We start from the raw sequence: 19117 nt of genomic DNA, 5'->3' as shown, positions 1-19117 counted from the left end.
AAATACGCAGCCCGCATGGCAACGAGATGGCGGGTGTTACGGACCACCATGCCGCCCCAAAAGGTCCGTACCTTTTGTCACATGAGCATGGTTAAACCAGGTAGCCGCCGGTTTGCGCCAGCCCAAGCAGCGCCTGCCTGACGTGCCCGATCACGGCGGGCCAGTCACCCGGCCTTGCCTGCCTGAAAAGCCTGGCACTCGGGTACCACGGACTGTCCTCACGCTCGAGCAGCCAGCGCCAGTCGGGTACGCGCGGCAGGAGAATCCAGACCGGCCGGCCGACGGCGCCAGCCAGATGCGCCACCGACGTATCCACCGAGATCACCAGATCGAGCGCCTCGACAAGCGCGGCGGTATCCGCGTAGTTCGCGAGCGCATCGCCAAAACTCAACATGCCGCTTGCGGCAAATGCCTCTGCATCGCGCTGCCTCACCTGCGGCTGCAGACTCACGAAGGTCGCATCGCACGCAAGAAGCGGCGCGAGCGCAGCGAACGGCAGCGAACGGTTTTCGTCGTTGTTGTGCCGCGGATTGCCCGCCCACGCGAGACCGATCTTCAGTCGTTTCGGCAAAGCAACGGCATCGAGACGCCGCCCCCATGCTTCCCGGCGCACCGCATCCGCCCGCAGATAGGGAATGTCAGCGGGAATCGTGTCGAGCGCGGTGCGCAAGGCAAGCGGCAGACTCATCAACGGACACTGCAGGTCGAACGCAGGCGTGACGTCGGCTTCGGTGACGATGCGGCTCGCGCCGCGCAGCGAACGGAGCAGCTCCGCGAGCACGGCCGGCACTTCCAGAATGACCGTCGCCCCCTTCTGTTCCACAAGGCTCGCATAACGGCAGAACTGCAACGTGTCGCCGAACCCCTGTTCGGCGTGCAGCATCACCGTCTTCCCCGCGACAGACTCGGTACCCAGCCAGAGAGGCCGGTCGGCATGACGCCGGCGCAACAGAACGTCGGACGCCTGCCAGCGCGTTTCATGCAGTTTCCAGCCGGCCTCGAAATCCCCCATCAGCAAGCGGCAGAAGGCTTCCGATCGCCGCGCCCCGCCATGATGAGGATCGTGTTCGCAGGCAAGCAGAAAGTCCGCAAGCGCGGCCTTGTGTTCGCCAAGCTGCTGCAATGCCACGGCGCGTGTAAACAGACCTGGCGCACTTTCCGCGGGTGCCTGGGATGCCGCGGCGTGACTCGCCAACGCATCGTCAAAACGTCCCAACTGTTGAAGCGCAAGGGCGCGGTTGTACAGGAGTTCGGCGTGCGGGCCGGTAATCGAGAGCGCGCGATCATAGTGCGCCAGCGCCGCTTCCATATCTCCCAGCCCCCGTAGTGCCGCCGCGCGGTTGCGCAGCGCATCGATGTGCTCCGGCATGCGCGCGAGCGCTTCAGCGTAGGACCCGGATGCCTCGATGTGCCGATCCAGTCCTAGCAACGCATTGCCACGCCCTACCCATGCCGCCACGTTGTCTGGATTGCGCGCGAGCAGTTGGTCGCAGCGCCGCAGCAGTTCATCTCGCTCATGCAGCAGATCGAGCGCCACGCAGCTTGCATACAGCAACTGCCCGTCGTCTGGTGCGATGACCAGCCCTTCGTCCAGGCAGGCCAGCGCCTCCGCGATGCGGCCTGATTCGGTCAATACGACGCCGCACCAGAACACGAGCTCCGGTGTCTTGCCGCGGATGACCATGGCCAGCCGGTAACAATGCAGCGCCTCTTCGTACCGGGCCAGCGCGCGCAACGCATGGCCACGCTCGACGTACGTCGCGGGATCGTTCGAATCGATCCGCAACGCGCGATCGAGACTGATCAGCGCATCGGCCGGTCGGCCCAATGCCCGCAGCGCTTCACCGCGCTTGCTCCACGCCGCCGCAAGGCCGGGCTCCCGTTCGAGTGCGCGCTCGTAGGCAATCAATGCGTCATCCGGCAGTTTGAGCGCCAGCAGCGCGTCGCCGCGCGCAGCGTTGGCCGCCGCATGCGCCGGATCGAGCCTCAGCGCGTCATCGAGCACGGCAAGCGCTTCCCGGTGGCGACCCACACCGGTAAGCGCCGCTCCATGATTCGCGAGATTCCACGGCTGGCGCAGGCCGAGCTGCATCGAGCGGGCAATCAGTGGTTCCGCACGAACGGCATCGCCCTGGCGAAGATGGACAAGCCCGAGCAGATGCAGGGCCTCGACACTGTCGGGTGCCATGACCAGTACGCCCTCGTAGAGACGCCGCGCGCCGGCAAGATCTTTCTTCTCCAGCAGTCCGCGCGCATTGCGCAGCGCATCGTCGATCGCCGCGCGCAAGGCGCTTATGCTCGTGCCTTGCGCGACCGGCTGAGCCGGCTGCTGTCGGATTTCCCGGTGCCGATTCATCGCACTGCTCCCTGCACGATAAGCGGCAGTGCCGCCCTGATCTGTTCGACGACCGGCGCCCACTTTCCGGCTTCCGGTTGGCGGTACAGTCTTGCCGTCGGATACCACGGGCTGTCTTCGCGCTCGAGCAGCCACCTGAAGTCGGGCGTGTGCGGCAGCATCACAATGAGCGGGCGGCCCAGCGCGCCTGCCAGATGCGCCGCGGACGTATCGACGCTCACGACACAATCCATCAACTGGGTAAGCGCGGCAGTGTCGGCGAAATCCGAGAGATGTTCGCCGACGGATCGGATAGGACTGGACGCAAGCGCGGCCTGATCCTCGTCGCGAATCACTTTCTGCAGGCTCACCCACTCGTACGCATCGTCCAGCAGCGGCAACAGGTCGGTCAGCGCCATCGACCGATTGCGGTCGTTCAGATGCTTCGGATTGCCTGACCACACGAGGCCGACCCGAGGGCGCCCGGACGGTCCAAGCCGCTCTCTCCAGCGCTCGACACGCACCCGATCCGCCTGCAGATAGGGCACGTCCGAGGGAATCGTCGGAATGTCCGTCTGAAATTCGAGCGGCAGACTCAGGAGCGGACAATGCAGATCGAACGGCGGCAGCGGCGCGCCGCGCTCGACGAGCGCATCCACGCCATCCAGGCTCTCTAGCAACGCCTTGAGTTCCGTGGGCGACTCGAGGATGACCCGCGCCCCCAACGCCTTGACGAGCGACACGTAACGACAGAACTGCAGCGTGTCGCCGAGCCCCTGCTCGGCATACAACAGAATCGTCCGGTCAGCGACCGGCCTATCTCTCGTCCATCTCGGCTGGGCAAATTCACGCCGGCTCGTATCAAGCTGAGCGTCGCGCCAACGCCATTCGTATTCGGCCCAGCCGGCTTCAAAGTCACCGATCGACAGGCACAAAAACGCGCGCAGGCAGTGCGCCAGCACATAGTCCGGATCGATTTCGATTGCCTGCGCATAGGCTTCTTTCGCCTCTTCGTGGCGGCGCAGCGCACGCAGTGCATTGCCACGATGAAAATGCGCGAATTTATCGCGCGGAGCAGTTGCGAGTACCCGGGCAAAATCCTCCAATGACTCGTCATAGCGGTGCGTTTCGAGCAGCACCCGGCCGCGCGTGAACCGCGCCGGCAGATAGTCCGGATCGACCGTCAGCGCATGCTGACAGGCCTGCCACGCATCGCCATAACGGTCGATATGCATCAACGCGCTCGCGTAGTTGCATAACACGCCAAGGCTATCTGGCTCGATTTCAAGCGAACTCGCGTAGTTCGCCGCGGCCTCCCGGTTCCGCCCGACGTTGCTCGACGCGTTACCGCGATTGGCCAGCGCCATCGCGTGCTTCGGTGCAATCGCAAGCACACGGTCGCATCGCGTGATCGCCTCGTCATGCCGTCCCAACTGCTCGAGCGCGACAGAACTGTTGAAAATCGCATCCACAAAACCGGGGCTCGCCGCAATCGCCCCATTGAAGTCCGCGAGCGCACGCTCCGGTTCGCTCAGATCGAGAAATGCCACGCCCCTCAGGAACATGACTTCGGCGCTGCCCGGCGTGATCGACAATGCGTGGCCATAACTGTCCGCGGCTTCCCGGTACCGGCCGAGCGCGCGCAACACCAATCCTCGCTCGCGGTGGCCCTCGAAGGAACGCCCGGTCAGCGCAAGCGCACGGTCGCAATCCGTCAGCGCATCGTCGAGGCGCCCGAGCGCGCGCAGCATTTCGCTCCGCCTCAGGAAACCGTCGGCAAAAGCCGGCGCAAGCTCGATCAGCCGATCGTATGCCGCGACCGCATCAGCATGGCGGCCCAATTGCGCCAGCAGGCCGGCGCGTTGAAAAATGGCACGTTGATGTGCGGGATTGATCGCCAACGCTTCGTCGAGTCGCGAAAGTGCTTCGTCTTCACGCCCCATGCCTGCGAGCACGGCCGAGTGATTGGCCAGTGCAAGTGGCACCGACTGACGCTCGATCGAACGTCGCATCAGCGTTTCAGCCTCTGCAAGTCGCCCCTGCTGAAAACGTACGGCTCCAAGCAGATGCAGCGCTTCCGAATGCTCCGGGTCGAACTCCAGTAACTCACCGTACGCCTTCTCAGCCTGCTGAAGCGAGCCCTCGGAGTGTGCCTTGCGCGCCCGCAGCAGCAGCCTCTCAAGCCGTGCGCCGTCGGGCTTCGGGACGTCTGGCGGCCGCGGCGAAATCGTTGGTATCGCGAGCGTCGTCCCTTCCCCGTTCGAAGTCATTGTCTGGTCCCTGTTGTCACCCGGCAGTTTTCTGCCTAACGGCCGATTCCACCGACAGCGGTCCGCACCGCGTCGATCACGCTCGTCCACTGCCCTGGGACAGGCTGCCGGAAAAGTCGTGCGCCGGGATACCACGGACTGTCCTGCCGATCCCGCATCCAGCGCCACTCAGGCGGGTCCGGCAGCAACAGCCAGAGGGGACGGCCCAGCGCACCGGCCAGATGCGCCACTGCAGAATCGACCGACAGCACCAGATCAAGCGACTGCATGAGCGCCGCCGTGTCCGCAAAATCGCCGAGCTCATCGTCAAAGCGACGGACAGGCGCATTGGCAAGCAACGGCTCCTCATGCTCCCGCACGATCTTTTGCAAACTGATCCACTCCACATCCAGTTCGAACAAGGGCGCGAAAAGCGCAAAGTCGATCGACCGGTTGTGGTCGTTGCGATGTTCGGGATTGCCGGACCAGGCAAGGCCGATGCGAGGCCGCCGCTTCTCGCCAAGCGTCTCCGCCCACGCCTGCACGCGCTGCGGGTCCGCGCGAAGATACGGAATCTGCTGCGGAATATTCGTCAAATCCGTCCTGAACGCAAAAGGCAGGCTGAGCAGCGGAATTTGATAGTCGAATGCCGGCAGCGGCTCGCCTTTTGCAAGTACCTGCGCCGGCCCGGTCAGCGACGCCATCAGCGATTTCAACGGAGGCTGCACTTCGAGGACGACGCGCGCGCCCTGCGCCGCGAGATGCGACGCATAGCGGCAGAACTGCAGCGTGTCGCCAAAGCCCTGTTCGGCGTGGAGCAGGATGGTCTTGCCGTCGAGCGATTCGTCACCACGCCACAAGGGTTGCGCAAACGGACGATAGTGGCGCGAAAGCAGCGCATCCCGCAGGCGCCATTCATATTCCGCCCATCCCCGCGCAAAGTCGCCTTGAATTAGGTGGAGCGAGGCCCGCGCGAAATGAGCATCCACGTAGTCGGCGTTCAGTCCGATCGCACGATCGTAGGCCGCCAGTGCTTCACGCTCGTGTCCCATCTCATAGTGCAGATTGCCGCGATTGAACCAGTTCGTCGCGTGATCCGGCCGCAGCGCCATCGCCCGGTCAAGCGTGCTCATGGCTTCCTCATAACGATGCAGGTCCTGAAGCACATTGCTGCGGTTGGTCCATGCCTCGGCAAAATTGTTGTTTGCGGCGATCGCGGCGTCGTAGCTTTGCAGCGCATCGTCAAACCGCTTCAGATAGCGCAGCGCCGTACCCCGATTGCACTGGACTTCACTCGCGCCGGGTTCGATCTCAAGTGCGCGCTCGTAGCTCCCCAACGCGTCGACATAGCGCTTTAACTGCAGCAACGCATTGCCCCGGCAGGCATGCGCCCGGGCGTGCCGGGGTTCGAGCGCCAGCAGGCGCTCGCATCGTCCGATCGCCTCTTCGGCTCGGTTCAACTGCTCAAGCGCCACGGCACTGTTGTAGACAGCCTCCGCCAAGTCCGGCTGGATCGCAATCGCTTCGTTGAACGCCCCCAGGGCTTCGTTCAACCGTCCCAGATCAACCAGCGTCTGACCGCGCGCGGAGAGCATCGTCGCAATACCCGGCTTGATCTCGATGGCACGCTCGAAGCAGTGCAACGCATCGGCCGGACGCTGCAGATCACGCAGAACGAGCCCGCGGTTGAACCACGATTCGAACGAGCGGGGATCCACCACGAGCGCGCGATCGTACGTCTCCAGCGCCTCGCTATGCCGCTTGAGCGCACGCAACGCACTTCCGCGATTGCACAGTGCATCAAGGACGAGCGGCGCAATCTCGAGCACCCTGTCAAACGAGGCGAGTGCCGGACCATATCGACGCAGGCCGATCAGCACGTTGCCTTGCCGGACCAAGGTCTGAACGTCGCTGGGTTCGATGCGCAAGGCCGCGTCGAACTGCTCGAGCGCTTCCGTCGCGCGACCGCTCTCGGCCAGTATTGCGCCAAGATCAGAACGCGCACGTGCTCCCGGTTCAAGCGAAATCGATCTGCGCACCAACGACTCCGCTTCTGCTGCTGCGCCACGCTGATACTGCAGCACGCCGTACAGATGCAAGGCCTGCGGATTGTCCGGATCGCGTGCCATCACCGCCGCGTATTCGCGGGCCGCGTCATCGAATCTGCCTGCCGAGTGCCAGTCCCTTGCACGGGAGAGGCTCGCCACCGGTTGCCGTATTCCGGGCGCAATGGTCACCGATTGGGTGGAATCTGCACCATCCGGATGCTCGACCTCCATATTCGCTCCCTCGTCGTGTTGCGGAATCCATTGCCACTGGATCGTCTGAAGCGACGGGTTGCCATGGCTATTTCCAAAGCCAGACTAGCGGACGAGTAGTAACGGGCGTATGACGAATGTTACGGACCATTTTGCCGGCTCGCAGCGCTATCGACATAGCCATCAGAAGCGGGACAACTCCACTCGTTTGATCAAACACGAATGCAGTAGAACCAGATCATTCAATGCGCATAAAACAGCCAGTGAGCGTGTGGGTCACTGGCCAATCGGGATCATCCGTTCGAAATTCAAAGGGGGTTTGCCCATCGTCATCGAGAACCGGATGCCGCGCGGCAGTGGCATCCCCAGCGAGGTGATATTGCTGATGCCGTGCTGAGCCAGGAACTGCGCGTAAGCCTGCTCGACGACCTCCTGTTTCGATGTCCAGCCCCCGGGGGCAACCCAGACTGCAAGGCTTATCGAGCGCACGTCGTCATTGGCCACGACAGCCGCAAAGTCGTCCATATGGTGCAACGCGCTGGACAAATCGGCCAGCGTGGACAGCGGCTGCGACGCGCTGCGCATGAGCCGGTTGCCCTTGAGCTGATAGCGTACGACCTGCACCGAGGCCGGGCCATTGCCGACACTCACGTGTCTCACCAGTACAAGTTCGTTGGGACGGATGCGCAGCGGCGGCCCAAAAACCTCGTCGGCCGTCACAAGGTTGAGCATGTCATATTGCATCTGCGAAAAGTATCGACCCAGCATGCGCGTCTGGGTGAGACTCGCGACAATGTCGTCGCGTCCACGTATGGTTGCGTCCAGACCCCGCCAGGACAGCAGCGCGATCACCGCGAGCAGCGTGATCGCGACAAGCATCTCGATCAACGTAAAGCCGGCTACCTGCCTGCGGGCAGACGCTTTAGCGTCGAGCTTCATTCTGCACCACCGTAACGACTTCCGCGAGCACCGCACGGCTGCCTGCCGAAGGGTAGACACTCACGGTCACCTGGCGTACCAATGGACTCCCCGACGCCGCCACCGTCTGTCGACAGACGAAGCGGTACTGACCCTGTGGACAGACGAACGTGCTCTGTCCCACTTCCGGCCACGCCGCCGAGATGCGTATCGCGCTCAGGGCATTGTCCGCACTCCATAGTGCAAGCAGGTGCGCGCGCGCCGAGTCCGTATCCGACGCCAGTGAACCGATTGCGCGTAGCACTGCACCCAGCGCAATGGCGACGATGGCCAGCGCGATCAATACCTCGATTAAGGTAAAGCCTTTCGCGTTTGCATGTCGCCGTCCGAAATGTTTCGTGTGGAATGCGGCGGTCATCTGCCTCGTATGGATCGCTTGCCATGTTCTGGCCGACATCAACTGTCTGGCATCGCTTTTAACCGTTCGGGGCGTCGTCACCGAGCCCTTCCAATCGCCGGAGGTACTCGCGCCACGCCTCGATTGGAACAAACATCGCGACCGGTTTGTTTTCCTTGCAGATCGTCACGCCGATCTGCTCTGCCGTGCGCAGCACCCCCTCCGGATCGCGGTCGAGGTCATCAACCGTTATCGTGACCATCGGTTCTGTTGATCGAGTGCCCATGGGATCCTCTAAGCGCGAACCAGTGCGAGTCCAGACACGGCCGTGTCCTTGCAAATGCAACGTCGCGCCGTAGCATTCACCGCGCATCTAGCCACCCTTTCTTGCAAACAGCTGCATGCCGTTCCCGCACGTCGGCGGCTGCGGGAAAATGAAGTGACGAATCTCTAGGCCGAACTTACCGCGTTCCCATTGCAAAAGCGTGTCGGATTGTACGCAGCATTTCTGTCGTATCCCCGTAAGCTACTCGGTAAAACGTAGCCCGGTGCTCAAGTGCCACCCTCTCGGGCCACGCGGTCGATTCAACGTAGCGTGTCATCATTATTGGACTCACTCCGCACGCAATTCAGCTTCATCGATGCAGTTGCCGATGACCACGAGCTCTTGCTGGCGATTACCAAATGACTCGGACCAGCGCTGCGCGATCATTGCCTGGCTTTCGGCATCCTGCGGCCAGCGGTGTCGAGGTACCGCGGCCCACCATCTGCCAGCCAGACCGTGCCGCGAAATCGCTCCGGCCTGAGACCAGTTGCCGACGAGCTCATTGCGCGAAGCGAGTCAGAAATAGTCTTTTGACCGCACGACGTCTGGCCACTCCGCCTGTATCCAGCTCCAGAGCCGCTCAGGATGAAAGGGTTTGCGCGCCCGATACGCGAAGCTCGTGATGCCGTATTCATCGCTTTCATGACTCGTACGGCAAGGCACCTACGGGGCGATCACGCAAACCTGCAGTACCGTACCAGCGCCGGGTTGCGGCGTTGGTGAGCTGACTGTGCAGGACTTCAGTCGGGCGATCGAAGTCCGTAAGGCCATATGGTCGTGGTCGTTCACAATTTCCACCTGTACACAAATCATGAACGTGCAACCAATACGAACGACGTGCACGACATGCTCAACTTTTTGACTTGTTCAATACTTTATGAACGCTCACTCCATCTGAACACGCCTAACACTCCCGCGCCACGTCCGGGCGTTGGGGAACCATAACCTCAAACAAGCCCATCACTGTGATGTCGATACAGTGTTGCGTTTGCATAAAAAAGTGGCGCAATTTCAGCCAATTACCGCTGCATCCGAAACTTGGTATGGCAGAGCGTGAAGTACTTCTTGAGAACATCCAAGTTCGAATCCTCGAAACGTACGCGTAGTCTTTCTCTTTCGAACGCTCAAGCGCTGCCAACTCTCCCCGTTTTCCGTGATATGCGCCAAGGCAGCAGCATTGCGTGCGCCGGCAACGCCAGCAGCGAAACTCAACTTTATCGAGGCTGCATTCGTCCTTGGCAATCTCCAATCGGGCCCCCATCTTCATCGCCTGGCGGTAGTTTGACGACGGCCCAATGTTGCGCCTCGTCGCGGGGTTTCGCAGACGACCCTGAAGCAGTTCGTCAAGATCAATGCATCCGACGGCGCTGTGCGCAAAAGCGGCAACAGGTTGTCTTCCGTGCCACTTTCATCGATACATCGTAATACTCGTTGTCGAAACCGAACGATCCGGCCATGCCGCAGCATCCTGTGTCCAGCAGCTTCCAGCGCCCGCCGAGTTTGTCGGCCAGCGCGGTTTCGCCGTTCATGCCGAACAGCGACTTCCGATGTCAATGCCAGTGCACGACGACATCGCCTTCGAGCATCGGCCATTGAAAATCCGTAGCGGCAAGGAAGTCGACAAGAGATACGTTTGCGCCAAGAGCGTTCGCGCGATGCCATCCTGCGGCTACTGTTTGAGTAGTGCGTCCTTGAACACGGACAGACAAGCCGGCTCGAGACCGACCACCAGAACGCCGAGCACGATCTCTTCGGATAGTTCGTCGACCCGCTTCACAAGGCTCTCGCCTGGTCGATGAGCCCGTAGTCATGCAGCGGACGTCCGCAACACAGACGCTTGTGAGGCGACACGACGTCGTATCCGAGCAGTGTCAGGACATCGAATGCGGCGCTCGCAATTTGAGGCGTGAAATGATCATTGAACGCATCAACACGCCGCCTATACCTTGCACGAAACGGGCAGGCGTGAACCCGTGCAGCCATGACTATGCTGCACGCGTCAGTGACACTGCGGCCAATGCCGATAGTCGTTCGAAAGACCGTTCGTGCACCGAAACAGTCAACAAGCGAGCCGCGCTGAGGCCCACAACGTAGCGGGTGATCGCAATTTTCAGAGTGACGCGATCACTGCCTGGATCACGCGATCGCAGGCGGCGCCGCGACCATCATGTTCGCGTCTGCTGCCTCCATAAAAATGCCAGGGACGAGCGGCACGATAGCCGCGATCTGAAGAGTCGACGCAAAGCATCACGTCGGCGCGTCGCAATGCTCCGTCAACTGGCGCGCGCGTCCCTTGGCACCGGCTGAACCAGGCTCCGCCGCGCCGCTTCCATGACCAGTGCGCTGATCGTCGCGAGCGGCTCGGGCTCCTGCTCCCACTAATGCCAGCAATGATCGATGACGAGGTCACACTCAAGGGCGAGCGCCACCATTCTGCCGCCACTGATCAGCGGCTACACCTGCATGGCGGAGACCCGCCCATAACCAACGTCGTCCAGGATCGCACTGAGGCCGCCGGCGAAGGAGGATAGGTCTGAGTGAACACCAGGTGCCAGTGCAAGACCTCCAGCACGACCATCGCACCCCAAATTCGCCCAAGCCCACCCATCTGAACGAATGATTTATTTCATGTTGAATCGTTTCGCAATTTTCAATACAATTTGTACGCATGCAGGCTGACTGTCGCAACGGAAAGGAGAAACATCATGGAACAGATCGTGTCCAGGGAGCAGATCGAACAATTTCAACAAAAGGGGGTCACCGTCGTAAGGGGTGTCTTCACGAAGGATTGGCTGAAGACCGTCGCTGCGGGTATTACGAAGAATCTGGAGAAACCAAGCAGACCTGATGCATACGTTGACGGCGAGTCGCGCGGTTTCTTTCAGGACAGCTGTAACTGGCAACGTATTGAAGAGTTCCGCGACTTCGTCCTGAATTCTCCAGCCAAGATCATTGCGGGAGAATTGATGCGCGCGTCAAAGATCAACTTCTTTCATGACCATACGCTCGTGAAGAAGGCGGGTGTCGCCATGCGAACACCGTGGCATCAAGATCAGCCATACAGCCCGATCGATGGCCGTGATTTCTGTACGATGTGGCTGCCGACCGGGCCCGTTTCTAACCAAACGGCCCTTGAGTTTGTGGCCGGTTCTCATGCTTCAGGCAAATGGTACCGGCCGCAGCGGTTTACCACAGGAGCCCTTCGAGAGGACGACGATGCGCGCTGGGAGCTCTTGCCAGATGTCGAAGCAGATCGGGATCGCTACGAGATCTTGAGGTGGGCGATGGAGCCAGGCGATGTAGTCGTGTTCCAGGGTCTCACTCTGCATGGATCAGCAGGAAATAGTGACACGACCGACCGGCGTGTCCTCTCGACGCGGTGGGCTGGCGATGATGCCTGGTTCCAGCGCAGGTCGGGAGATATGTCTCCTCCCCCGCCCGCCGTTGGCGCGCCACGCGATGGTGATCCCTTGGATTGCGAAGCCTTCCCTGTCGTGTGGCGTAGGAACGCGTAGCACGTCTTTACCGCAAGTCGTGCCATCACCTCCGGAGAGTGGGCGGCCTGGAGGGTTCCCGGAACAAGCGATTTGGCGTTCGCGGTCAGGCCGCGCAACCGGAATGCCGCGATGCCTGATTGCGTGTCGCCGCTGCCACACTACCGCTCGCCTCGGATTGGCGTCTGCATCTATGGCTTCGGCACGATGATGCAGAATATCGACGCCGCCGGGCTGATAGCCGCGATCAGCACTCCAGCGACCACAACGTGGCGCTGGTCCAGGCCCCCAGCCCGGCGATGCCGATCATGTTGTTCTCGCGGGCCGCCGCGCGCTTGCCGACAACCTCCACCACGGCTTGTTGATGTTGATCGCACAGGCTTTCATGTTCGCCATGTCGGTGTACTTGCGGTGCTGGCTTACCAAGGCACGCTGACGCGGTGGCTGCGGCTTCGACGACACCTTCCTGTCGGGCCTCCGAACCGGGCGCCACAAGCAGTCGTGGCAGACCTCCGCCGGCGGCCGCATGCCGCGCAGTCGGCCAGGCCATCGGCGGCTTCGCGGCGGCGCCTGGCCTGAGGGCCGTCGCCTCCGCCTTCAATGCCGTCAGTTGCGTGCCATTATAGGCACGACGCTCTGGTGCGGCGCTAGCGCAGTGTTGTCGCTGCCGCGCGGATGTGATGCCCGCTGTTTCTGCCGGCCTGCTCTTTGTGCTCATGTCGCCGAACATACAGGCGCTGCTACGCGGCTTCACTGGTCGAGTTGCGCCGGGGAGCAGCAACCGTCACGAGGCGCTGACGGGTTGCCGCCGGAAACGATTACCCGCCCTGGTTGCACGGGTAGCTGCGATGATCCACGTCGCGCCCACCTGGCAGGCGAACGAGCCCATCGTCATGCACGCCGGCGTTGCCAGCGAAATGCAGCACTCACCAACTCGGCATCTTCAACGCGTCGGATTGAACTATGCTTTTGACAGTCGATATCGTCATTTACAACGGTTTTAAGGCCCTCGAGGCGATCGGTGCTCTGAGCGTTTTCACGTACGCGAATACCCATCTGGAGCGCTGCGGCCTGTCAGAGCGTTATGACGTCAAGCTCGCTTCGGTCCGCCGCGGTGAAATTCCGTCCGACACGGGCGTACCGCTTGTGTCCGCAAAGAGCCTCAATACACTGTCGTTACCCCACACCGCGATCATTGTCGGCGCATGGGACATCGAAAAAGCGGTGAGCAGGGCACCCGAAATCGTGCAGTGGGTCGAAGCTGCGGCAGGCCGAATGGCACGGACAGCCGCGCTCTGCTCTGGAGCATTCTTTCTGGCTGCCGCGGGGCTGCTGGACGGAAGACGGGCAACGACGCATTGGGCAGTCGCGGACGCACTGAAAGAGAAATACCCCTCAGTGCGCGTCAATGCCGACTGCATCTTCATTCGTGACGGCCGTATATGGACTTCGGCCGGCGTGACGGCCGGAATCGATCTCGCGCTTGCGCTCGTTGAGGAAGATTTTGGTCTGGATATCGCACTCGCCGTTGCCAGAGACCTCGTCGTCTATCTCAAACGGCCTGGCGGTCAGTCACAATTCAGCGCCCATCTCGTCAGCCAGGCAACGCATCATCCGGGTATCAGGGACGTACAGGCCTGGATTCTCGCCAACACGCAAAAAGAGCTCTCCCCGTCCGAGATGGCGGAACGTCTGTCGATGAGCGTGCGCAGCTTTAATCGCTGTTTCAAACGGGAAACGGCCATGACGCCGTCGACTTTCCTGACGCGCGCTCGTATTGAAGCCGCTCGCCGGATGCTGGAAGAAGGAAACTCGCCGGCAAAGACTATCGCTGCACGGTGTGGCTTCAAGACATACGAAGCAATGAGAAAGGCGTTTCACCAGACGCTGGGCGTCACTCCACTCGCCTACCGTGATCACTTCGGTCTTCATCATGGCGACGACCAGGCAGAAGAGCATCTGAGGTGACGGCTTGTCCAGGCGCTGCTATTACGTCGACCGCCGCAAGCGTAGCGTCCCCAGCCAGGCGCTGCCTCGCGATGCGATGGGTCGCCACACGCGGCTTAGCGAATTATTCGGGTTTAAAGCAGTAAACCGCCAACTTGTTGCCATCCAGATCACGGACATAGGCGGCGTAAGCATTCGGTGCCCACCCGCGCGGACCCGCCGCGCCCTCGTCCTTCGCCCCCTCTGCTAGCGCAGAGTCGTAAAAGGCGCGGATCGAAGCGCGGTCCGGTGCTTCGAACGACACGGTAACACCATTGCCCACCGTCGCCGGCTGGCCATTCGCAGGCTTCAGCACAAAAAATGACGGGGAGTCCTTGCCCCAGATAGACCCATTATCTCCAAGGTCCGCCAGTCGCAGCAGGCCGATCTTAGCAAGGATATTGTCGTAAAAAACCCGGGCTGTGGCGAGATCATTGGTGCCTACCGTGACGTGGGTGAAAGCTGTCATATTGCCTCCTTTAAAGAACCTACCCGGCTCCCGCGTTGCGAGCGGTTCGAGGTTCCGCTCATTCATCCGGGTGCCATGTGTTGCTACTCAACGCGTTGCGGAATCAGCAGACGCGGTTGAGAGTCGTGGCGTGATGTCTGATGTGATCTTCGACGAACGTTGAGATGAAGAAGTAGCTATGGTCGTAGCCTTCATGCCGACGCAGCGTCAGCGGTTGGCCCGCAACCTTGCACGCGGCTTCGAACACCGTTGGGTTCAATTGCGCCACGAGAAACTGATCATCCAAGCCTTGATCGATCAGAATCCCTTCCGTAAATTTGCGCGTCGCCTTGCCGACGAGCTCGCTCGCGTCATACTGCTTCCAGACTTCGCGAGCCGCGCCGAGATAACCGCCGAATGCCTTCTCACCCCATGGACTGTGCATCGGCGCGGCAATCGGTGCGAAGGCAGATACCGACCGATAGATGTCCGGATTGCGCAGCGCGAGTATCAGCGCGCCGTGTCCGCCCATCGAATGACCGAATATGCCGAGTCGTTCGCCATCGACGGGCAGTTCATTCACCACCATCTCGCGTAGTTCGTCCCGCACGTACGAGTACATCCGGTAATGCTTCGACCAGGGCTCCTGCGTCGCATCGACATAGAAGCCCGCGCCGACACCGAAGTCCCGCGACTCGCTCTCGCCCGGCAGGCCTGCGCCTCGCGGGCTGGTGTCGGGCGCGATCAGTGCGATGCCGTGCTGCGCGGCGAAGCGCTGCGCGCCTGCCTTGATCGGGAATGTCTCTTCCGTGCAGGTTAGCCCGGCAAGATAGAACAGCGCCGGCACCTTCTTCTGCGACGCCTCTTTCGGCATGAAGACGGAAAAGCGCATCGGCAGTCCGGTCGCCTTCGACTCATGCTTATAGATGCGCTGCGTGCCGCCGAACGACGCGTGCGATTCGATCAGTTCCAGCATCGCGCGCCCCTTTAGTAGATGACGACCGAGCGGATCGACTCGCCCTTCTTCATCAAGTCGAAGCCTTCGTTGATCTGGTCGAGCTTCAGGTGATGCGTGATCAGGTCGTCGATATTGATCTTGCCTTCCATGTACCAGTCGACGATCTTCGGCACGTCGGTGCGGCCACGCGCGCCGCCGAACGCCGAACCCTTCCACTCGCGGCCCGTGACCAGCTGGAACGGACGCGTGCTGATTTCCTGACCGGCCGCCGCCACCCCGATGATGAACGACTGCCCCCAGCCCTTGTGCGTGCACTCCAGCGCCTGACGCATCACCTTCGTATTGCCGATGCACTCGAACGAGTAGTCGGCACCGCCATCGGTGAGCTGCACGATGTGATCGACCACGTTCTCCACCTCATTCGGGTTGATGAAGTGCGTCATGCCGAACTTCTTCGCGAGCTCGATGCGCCCTGGGTTCAGATCGACACCGATGATCTTGTCGGCGCCCACCATCCTGGCGCCCTGGATCACGTTCAGGCCGATGCCGCCGAGACCGAACACGACGACGTTCGCGCCCGCCTCGACCTTCGCCGAATACACGACCGCACCGACACCCGTCGTCACGCCGCAGCCGATATAGCAGATCTTGTCGAACGGCGCGTCTTCACGCACCTTGGCGACCGCGATCTCCGGCACGACGATGTAGTTCGAAAACGTGGACGTGCCCATGTAGTGAAACAGCGGCTTGCCATCCAGCGAGAAGCGCGAGGTCGCATCGGGCATCAGGCCGCGGCCCTGGGTCGAGCGGATCGCCTGACACAGATTGGTCTTGCGCGACAGGCAGAACTTGCACTGGCGGCATTCCGGCGTGTAGAGCGGAATGACGTGATCGCCCTTCTTCAACGTGCCGACGCCCGGACCGACGTCGACAATCACGCCTGCGCCTTCATGACCGAGAATCGCCGGGAAGATGCCTTCCGGATCGGCGCCCGACAACGTGTAGTAGTCGGTGTGGCAGATGCCCGTCGCCTTCACTTCGATCAGGACTTCACCGGCGCGCGGCCCTTCGAGGTCGACTTCTTCGATCGTCAACGGTGCACCGGCTTTCCACGCGATTGCTGCTTTCGTCTTCATATTTCCTCGACACTCACTTTACGACTGGTAGCAATCATCGACTAAGGTCCTGAACGAGGAGTTTCACTTCCCTCGGATTGACTAAAATCGAGTGCATATTGGCCCAAAGTCGGTGGCCTCAACCGATGAAGAAAGGGCGCTGCGCGATCTGACTTGAGCTCGCAAGGACATGAAGTATCAGCGACGCGTCAGGCCAAGCAACGGCTGTTATCGAGTCAGCCCCGCCGAAGGGACAAGATGGTGATGCAGGAATATATCGACGCAGCGCATGCCTGCGGCACACGCGTGGCTAGTCGTGACGGCAAAGTCGGGACTGCGTCGCACGTCAGTGCGCTCTGCCCGCGATGATCGAGGCGTTGATGGCGCTGCGCGGTATCAGTCTGCTCGCGGCTGTAACGGTGATCGCAGAGCTGGGTGATTTCGCACGGTTTGCGAACGCGCGCCAACCCCAACTACCTGCCTGTCCAGGTCTCGTGCTGTGCCCAGTGAACACTCCAGCGGCAAGCGCGAGGGCCGCGGTGGAATCACCAAGACCGGCGACAGCCACGTTCCGCGGGTATAAGTTGAAGCAGGTGGACCTATCGTCATGCTGCCGCAAAAGACCGCAATTCTGCAGCGGCTCGCGGACCGCACGGCACTCGAAGTCCAGGTGATCACGTGATCGGCATACAAGCGCCCGCGTCACAGTTTCGCGAGTTGATGGCATGCGGCAAGATCAAGAACCAAATCTGTGCCGCCGTTGCGCGGGTGCTCGTCGGCTATATCTAGGCTATTGGGCCACACATTCGTCGACACCAGACTGGGGGCAGCTGCCCGACGTTTCGTTTGTCATGAGGTAGCCAACCCGCGCATATCAGAATGATCAACTGTCGGATAACCGCCTCGTCCTGGCCTGGCAGCCTGTTGTTGACGACCATCGAAGACGCCCGGTTTCGTATGGTCGTGAGCGCGCATACGCTCACGACCAATGCATTGCATGGAAACCGCGTCACGACAGGCTTTGGAGAACCGATTTTGATACTTGACACGGCCCATACATATCAGCGTCGCGCCCGGCAAATACTGAAAAAAATCGATGCGCAACGCGGCGACTTCTTGCCGGCAAGATCTCGCTAACGGCCCAAACTTTGACTCAGGACGCGAAGATAATTTTCGCCCCTAATGCGCGGCCTTGGGCAAAGCAGAGCGTCGGCGAACGCTATCGGGTCTTGTTAGAGAGGTGTTCGACCGCATCCCAGTCGACAGCGACTCCAAGACCAGGCCCTGCGGGCACCTCGATATTCCCGTCTCGATACACAATTTCCGTCGAGAGGATATCGGAGCTCATCATCAATGGTCCGGGTAACGCGGCTCCGTAGGACATGTCCTTAAGTGCGGACGCAGTCTGGAGATACGCCGCGGTCCCGAGCCCGGTATCCATCATGCAGCCCATGTAATACGACAGACCCGCTGCGTCCGCGACTGTAGCGCTTTGCAATGTCGCCAATATGCCTCCGGCCTTCGCCAGCTTCAGCGCAATCATGTCTGCCGAAGCACTGCGAATAATGTTGAGAACATCGTTCGCGTTCATTGCCGATTCGTCCGCCATAATGGCAACACGGCTCTGCTTTTTCAGGCGTGCCATTCCGGCCAGGTCCCATTTTGGCAAGGGTTGTTCGAGGACCGTGATGCCCAGATCCTGCAGTCTTGGCAGTGCCCAGTTTGCGGTCATCTCGTTCCAGCCTTGATTCGCATCGAGGCGGATCTGGAAATCTTCGGGAACATTGCTAACCAATGTGCGAACCCGCTGTATATCTGCTGCGGCTTCAAGGTGGCCAACCTTCACCTTGAAGCGAGAAATTCCAAACCGCTCGTTAACGTCCCGGGCCTCTTCGATTTCCTGTTCAACAACGCCTGATGCCAACGACCACACCATCGGCACACTCGAACGCCGCCGGCCGCCCACTAGTTGTGCAACAGGTACCCCAAGCGCCTGACCGGCGACGTCAAAGCATGCCATCTCGATCGCCGCGCGAGCGAAGGGATTGCCACGAACCGTTTTGCTCATGACGGCGGCAACATCCGAGCACTGAAGAGGATCCCGTCCGAGGATGGCAGGAGCGAGGTATTCTTCGATCACGGCACGTGCAGAGCTGACAGACTCCTCACTCCACACGGGCCCACCTGGAATCGACGCTTCGCCTGCCCCGACCAATCCCTCATCCGTTTGCAAACGGACGATGACGGAGTGAGCACCATAAAGCGGCCCGGAACTCAAGGTATGGTTCCGTCGGTAAGGAAGACGAATTTCAAATGTTTCTACAGCAGCTATCTTCATAGTTAACCTCAACGTTTTCGTCCTGCATATCGGGGCTCACAGTCCGAGCCGCGAGGACCGAGCATGGCACCGCATCTTTTCGAGCAACGCCTCACAGGATCTTCCCGCGCCTCTCTGCCACCGAAGTTCGGTCGCACAAATCAAAACCCGTCGTCACCAGCTCGCCTTTAGAGGTGGCGCCGTTGGTTCGGACAGTCAGATCGAGTTTATAAGTGGAAGCGCCGGGGTCATCAAGCTGCCAATTTGATCGCTGGCAGCGTCGCGAAGTATGCCTCATCCGGCGTCTGATCGGACAG

Annotated in this window: 16 protein-coding genes and 3 pseudogenes; 4 read left to right on the top strand and 15 right to left on the bottom strand. The window is 60.9% G+C overall.

The features are described from left to right. Window positions 1-91: 91 nt before the first annotated feature. The 9 genes and pseudogenes from F6X42_RS30115 to F6X42_RS44330 all read right to left on the bottom strand — a co-directional run. The gene (locus tag F6X42_RS30115; protein WP_187637683.1) at window positions 92-2356 is read right to left on the bottom strand and encodes a tetratricopeptide repeat protein; all 2265 of its coding nucleotides are present in this window, start codon (window positions 2354-2356) and stop codon (window positions 92-94) included. Continuing rightward, on the bottom strand, window positions 2353-4605 hold the full coding sequence (locus F6X42_RS30110) for a tetratricopeptide repeat protein (RefSeq protein ID WP_187637682.1): 2253 nt from the start codon (window positions 4603-4605) through the stop codon (window positions 2353-2355). Before F6X42_RS30110 ends, F6X42_RS30115 begins: the two co-directional genes overlap by 4 nt. 35 nt (window positions 4606-4640) lie before the next feature. Next, the gene (locus tag F6X42_RS30105) at window positions 4641-6863 is read right to left on the bottom strand and encodes a tetratricopeptide repeat protein (protein ID WP_187637681.1); all 2223 of its coding nucleotides are present in this window, start codon (window positions 6861-6863) and stop codon (window positions 4641-4643) included. Between the two features lie 255 nt (window positions 6864-7118). Continuing rightward, window positions 7119-7781 carry a PulJ/GspJ family protein gene (locus F6X42_RS30100; RefSeq protein WP_187637680.1) on the bottom strand — a complete coding sequence of 221 codons (663 nt, stop codon included), beginning with the start codon at window positions 7779-7781 and terminating at the stop codon, window positions 7119-7121. Next, on the bottom strand, window positions 7765-8178 hold the full coding sequence (gspI, locus tag F6X42_RS30095) for a type II secretion system minor pseudopilin GspI (protein ID WP_187637679.1): 414 nt from the start codon (window positions 8176-8178) through the stop codon (window positions 7765-7767). Before gspI ends, F6X42_RS30100 begins: the two co-directional genes overlap by 17 nt. Before the next feature lie 58 nt (window positions 8179-8236). Further along, window positions 8237-8443, bottom strand: a complete 207-nt coding sequence (locus tag F6X42_RS30090) for a type II toxin-antitoxin system prevent-host-death family antitoxin (protein ID WP_187637678.1) — start codon at window positions 8441-8443, stop codon at window positions 8237-8239. A gap of 327 nt (window positions 8444-8770) precedes the next feature. Beyond that, a pseudogene (locus F6X42_RS30085) lies at window positions 8771-9145 on the bottom strand (GTP-binding protein). Window positions 9146-9814: 669 nt separating this feature from the next. Continuing rightward, window positions 9815-10414 (bottom strand): annotated as a pseudogene (locus tag F6X42_RS44335) (heterodisulfide reductase-related iron-sulfur binding cluster); the annotation flags it as partial. Window positions 10415-10755: 341 nt separating this feature from the next. Beyond that, a pseudogene (locus F6X42_RS44330) lies at window positions 10756-10992 on the bottom strand (HTH-type transcriptional regulator ArgP); the annotation flags it as partial. A 195-nt stretch (window positions 10993-11187) separates the two neighbouring features. Here F6X42_RS44330 and F6X42_RS30075 point away from each other — a divergent pair. Then, window positions 11188-11997: a phytanoyl-CoA dioxygenase family protein gene (locus tag F6X42_RS30075; RefSeq protein ID WP_018423089.1), complete on the top strand. Its 810-nt coding sequence runs from the start codon at window positions 11188-11190 to the stop codon at window positions 11995-11997. Window positions 11998-12223: 226 nt separating this feature from the next. Here the strand turns inward: F6X42_RS30075 and F6X42_RS30070 are convergent, their stop codons facing one another. Next, entirely contained in the window at window positions 12224-12706 is a 483-nt protein-coding gene (locus F6X42_RS30070; protein WP_187637677.1) for a hypothetical protein, read from the bottom strand. A 233-nt stretch (window positions 12707-12939) separates the two neighbouring features. On the opposite strand from F6X42_RS30070, the gene F6X42_RS30065 reads away from it, so the two are divergent. Beyond that, window positions 12940-13944: a GlxA family transcriptional regulator gene (locus F6X42_RS30065; RefSeq protein ID WP_018423091.1), complete on the top strand. Its 1005-nt coding sequence runs from the start codon at window positions 12940-12942 to the stop codon at window positions 13942-13944. 103 nt (window positions 13945-14047) lie between these two features. Here F6X42_RS30065 and F6X42_RS30060 read toward each other — a convergent pair whose 3' ends face one another. The 3 genes from F6X42_RS30060 to F6X42_RS30050 all read right to left on the bottom strand — a co-directional run bounded on the left by F6X42_RS30060 (window position 14048) and on the right by F6X42_RS30050 (window position 16504). After that, window positions 14048-14431: a VOC family protein gene (locus F6X42_RS30060; RefSeq protein WP_018423092.1), complete on the bottom strand. Its 384-nt coding sequence runs from the start codon at window positions 14429-14431 to the stop codon at window positions 14048-14050. 103 nt (window positions 14432-14534) lie between these two features. Next, complete coding sequence (gene fghA / locus F6X42_RS30055; RefSeq protein ID WP_018423093.1) at window positions 14535-15386, bottom strand: S-formylglutathione hydrolase; 852 nt, start codon at window positions 15384-15386, stop codon at window positions 14535-14537. A gap of 11 nt (window positions 15387-15397) precedes the next feature. Continuing rightward, window positions 15398-16504, bottom strand: coding sequence for an S-(hydroxymethyl)glutathione dehydrogenase/class III alcohol dehydrogenase (locus F6X42_RS30050; protein WP_018423094.1), 1107 nt, complete (start codon window positions 16502-16504; stop codon window positions 15398-15400). Between the two features lie 478 nt (window positions 16505-16982). On the opposite strand from F6X42_RS30050, the gene F6X42_RS46020 reads away from it, so the two are divergent. Next, window positions 16983-17066 carry a hypothetical protein gene (locus F6X42_RS46020; RefSeq protein ID WP_376776457.1) on the top strand — a complete coding sequence of 28 codons (84 nt, stop codon included), beginning with the start codon at window positions 16983-16985 and terminating at the stop codon, window positions 17064-17066. 344 nt (window positions 17067-17410) lie between these two features. After that, entirely contained in the window at window positions 17411-17620 is a 210-nt protein-coding gene (locus tag F6X42_RS30040) for a hypothetical protein (protein ID WP_187637675.1), read from the top strand. Between the two features lie 82 nt (window positions 17621-17702). Here the strand turns inward: F6X42_RS30040 and F6X42_RS30035 are convergent, their stop codons facing one another. Further along, entirely contained in the window at window positions 17703-18821 is a 1119-nt protein-coding gene (locus F6X42_RS30035) for a muconate/chloromuconate family cycloisomerase (protein WP_187637674.1), read from the bottom strand. Window positions 18822-18912: 91 nt separating this feature from the next. Further along, window positions 18913-19117: hypothetical protein (locus F6X42_RS43500; protein WP_222945777.1), on the bottom strand; the 205-nt coding region annotated here is incomplete at its 5' end.

The sequence above is a fragment of the Paraburkholderia podalyriae genome (assembly GCF_014397785.1).
Lineage (GTDB): Bacteria > Pseudomonadota > Gammaproteobacteria > Burkholderiales > Burkholderiaceae > Paraburkholderia > Paraburkholderia podalyriae.
The sequence above is the reverse complement of the archived record's forward strand: the minus strand, read 5'-3'. Positions and strand labels throughout refer to the sequence as shown.

Coding starts and splice junctions, on each gene's coding strand:
- F6X42_RS30115 (WP_187637683.1), bottom strand. CDS start 2,356: ATGAATCGGCACCGGGAAATCCGACAGCAGCCGGCTCAGCCGGTCGCG.
- F6X42_RS30110 (WP_187637682.1), bottom strand. CDS start 4,605: ATGACTTCGAACGGGGAAGGGACGACGCTCGCGATACCAACGATTTCG.
- F6X42_RS30105 (WP_187637681.1), bottom strand. CDS start 6,863: ATGGAGGTCGAGCATCCGGATGGTGCAGATTCCACCCAATCGGTGACC.
- F6X42_RS30100 (WP_187637680.1), bottom strand. CDS start 7,781: ATGAAGCTCGACGCTAAAGCGTCTGCCCGCAGGCAGGTAGCCGGCTTT.
- gspI (WP_187637679.1), bottom strand. CDS start 8,178: ATGACCGCCGCATTCCACACGAAACATTTCGGACGGCGACATGCAAAC.
- F6X42_RS30090 (WP_187637678.1), bottom strand. CDS start 8,443: ATGGGCACTCGATCAACAGAACCGATGGTCACGATAACGGTTGATGAC.
- F6X42_RS30075 (WP_018423089.1), top strand. CDS start 11,188: ATGGAACAGATCGTGTCCAGGGAGCAGATCGAACAATTTCAACAAAAG.
- F6X42_RS30070 (WP_187637677.1), bottom strand. CDS start 12,706: ATGTTCGGCGACATGAGCACAAAGAGCAGGCCGGCAGAAACAGCGGGC.
- F6X42_RS30065 (WP_018423091.1), top strand. CDS start 12,940: ATGCTTTTGACAGTCGATATCGTCATTTACAACGGTTTTAAGGCCCTC.
- F6X42_RS30060 (WP_018423092.1), bottom strand. CDS start 14,431: ATGACAGCTTTCACCCACGTCACGGTAGGCACCAATGATCTCGCCACA.
- fghA (WP_018423093.1), bottom strand. CDS start 15,386: ATGCTGGAACTGATCGAATCGCACGCGTCGTTCGGCGGCACGCAGCGC.
- F6X42_RS30050 (WP_018423094.1), bottom strand. CDS start 16,504: ATGAAGACGAAAGCAGCAATCGCGTGGAAAGCCGGTGCACCGTTGACG.
- F6X42_RS30035 (WP_187637674.1), bottom strand. CDS start 18,821: ATGAAGATAGCTGCTGTAGAAACATTTGAAATTCGTCTTCCTTACCGA.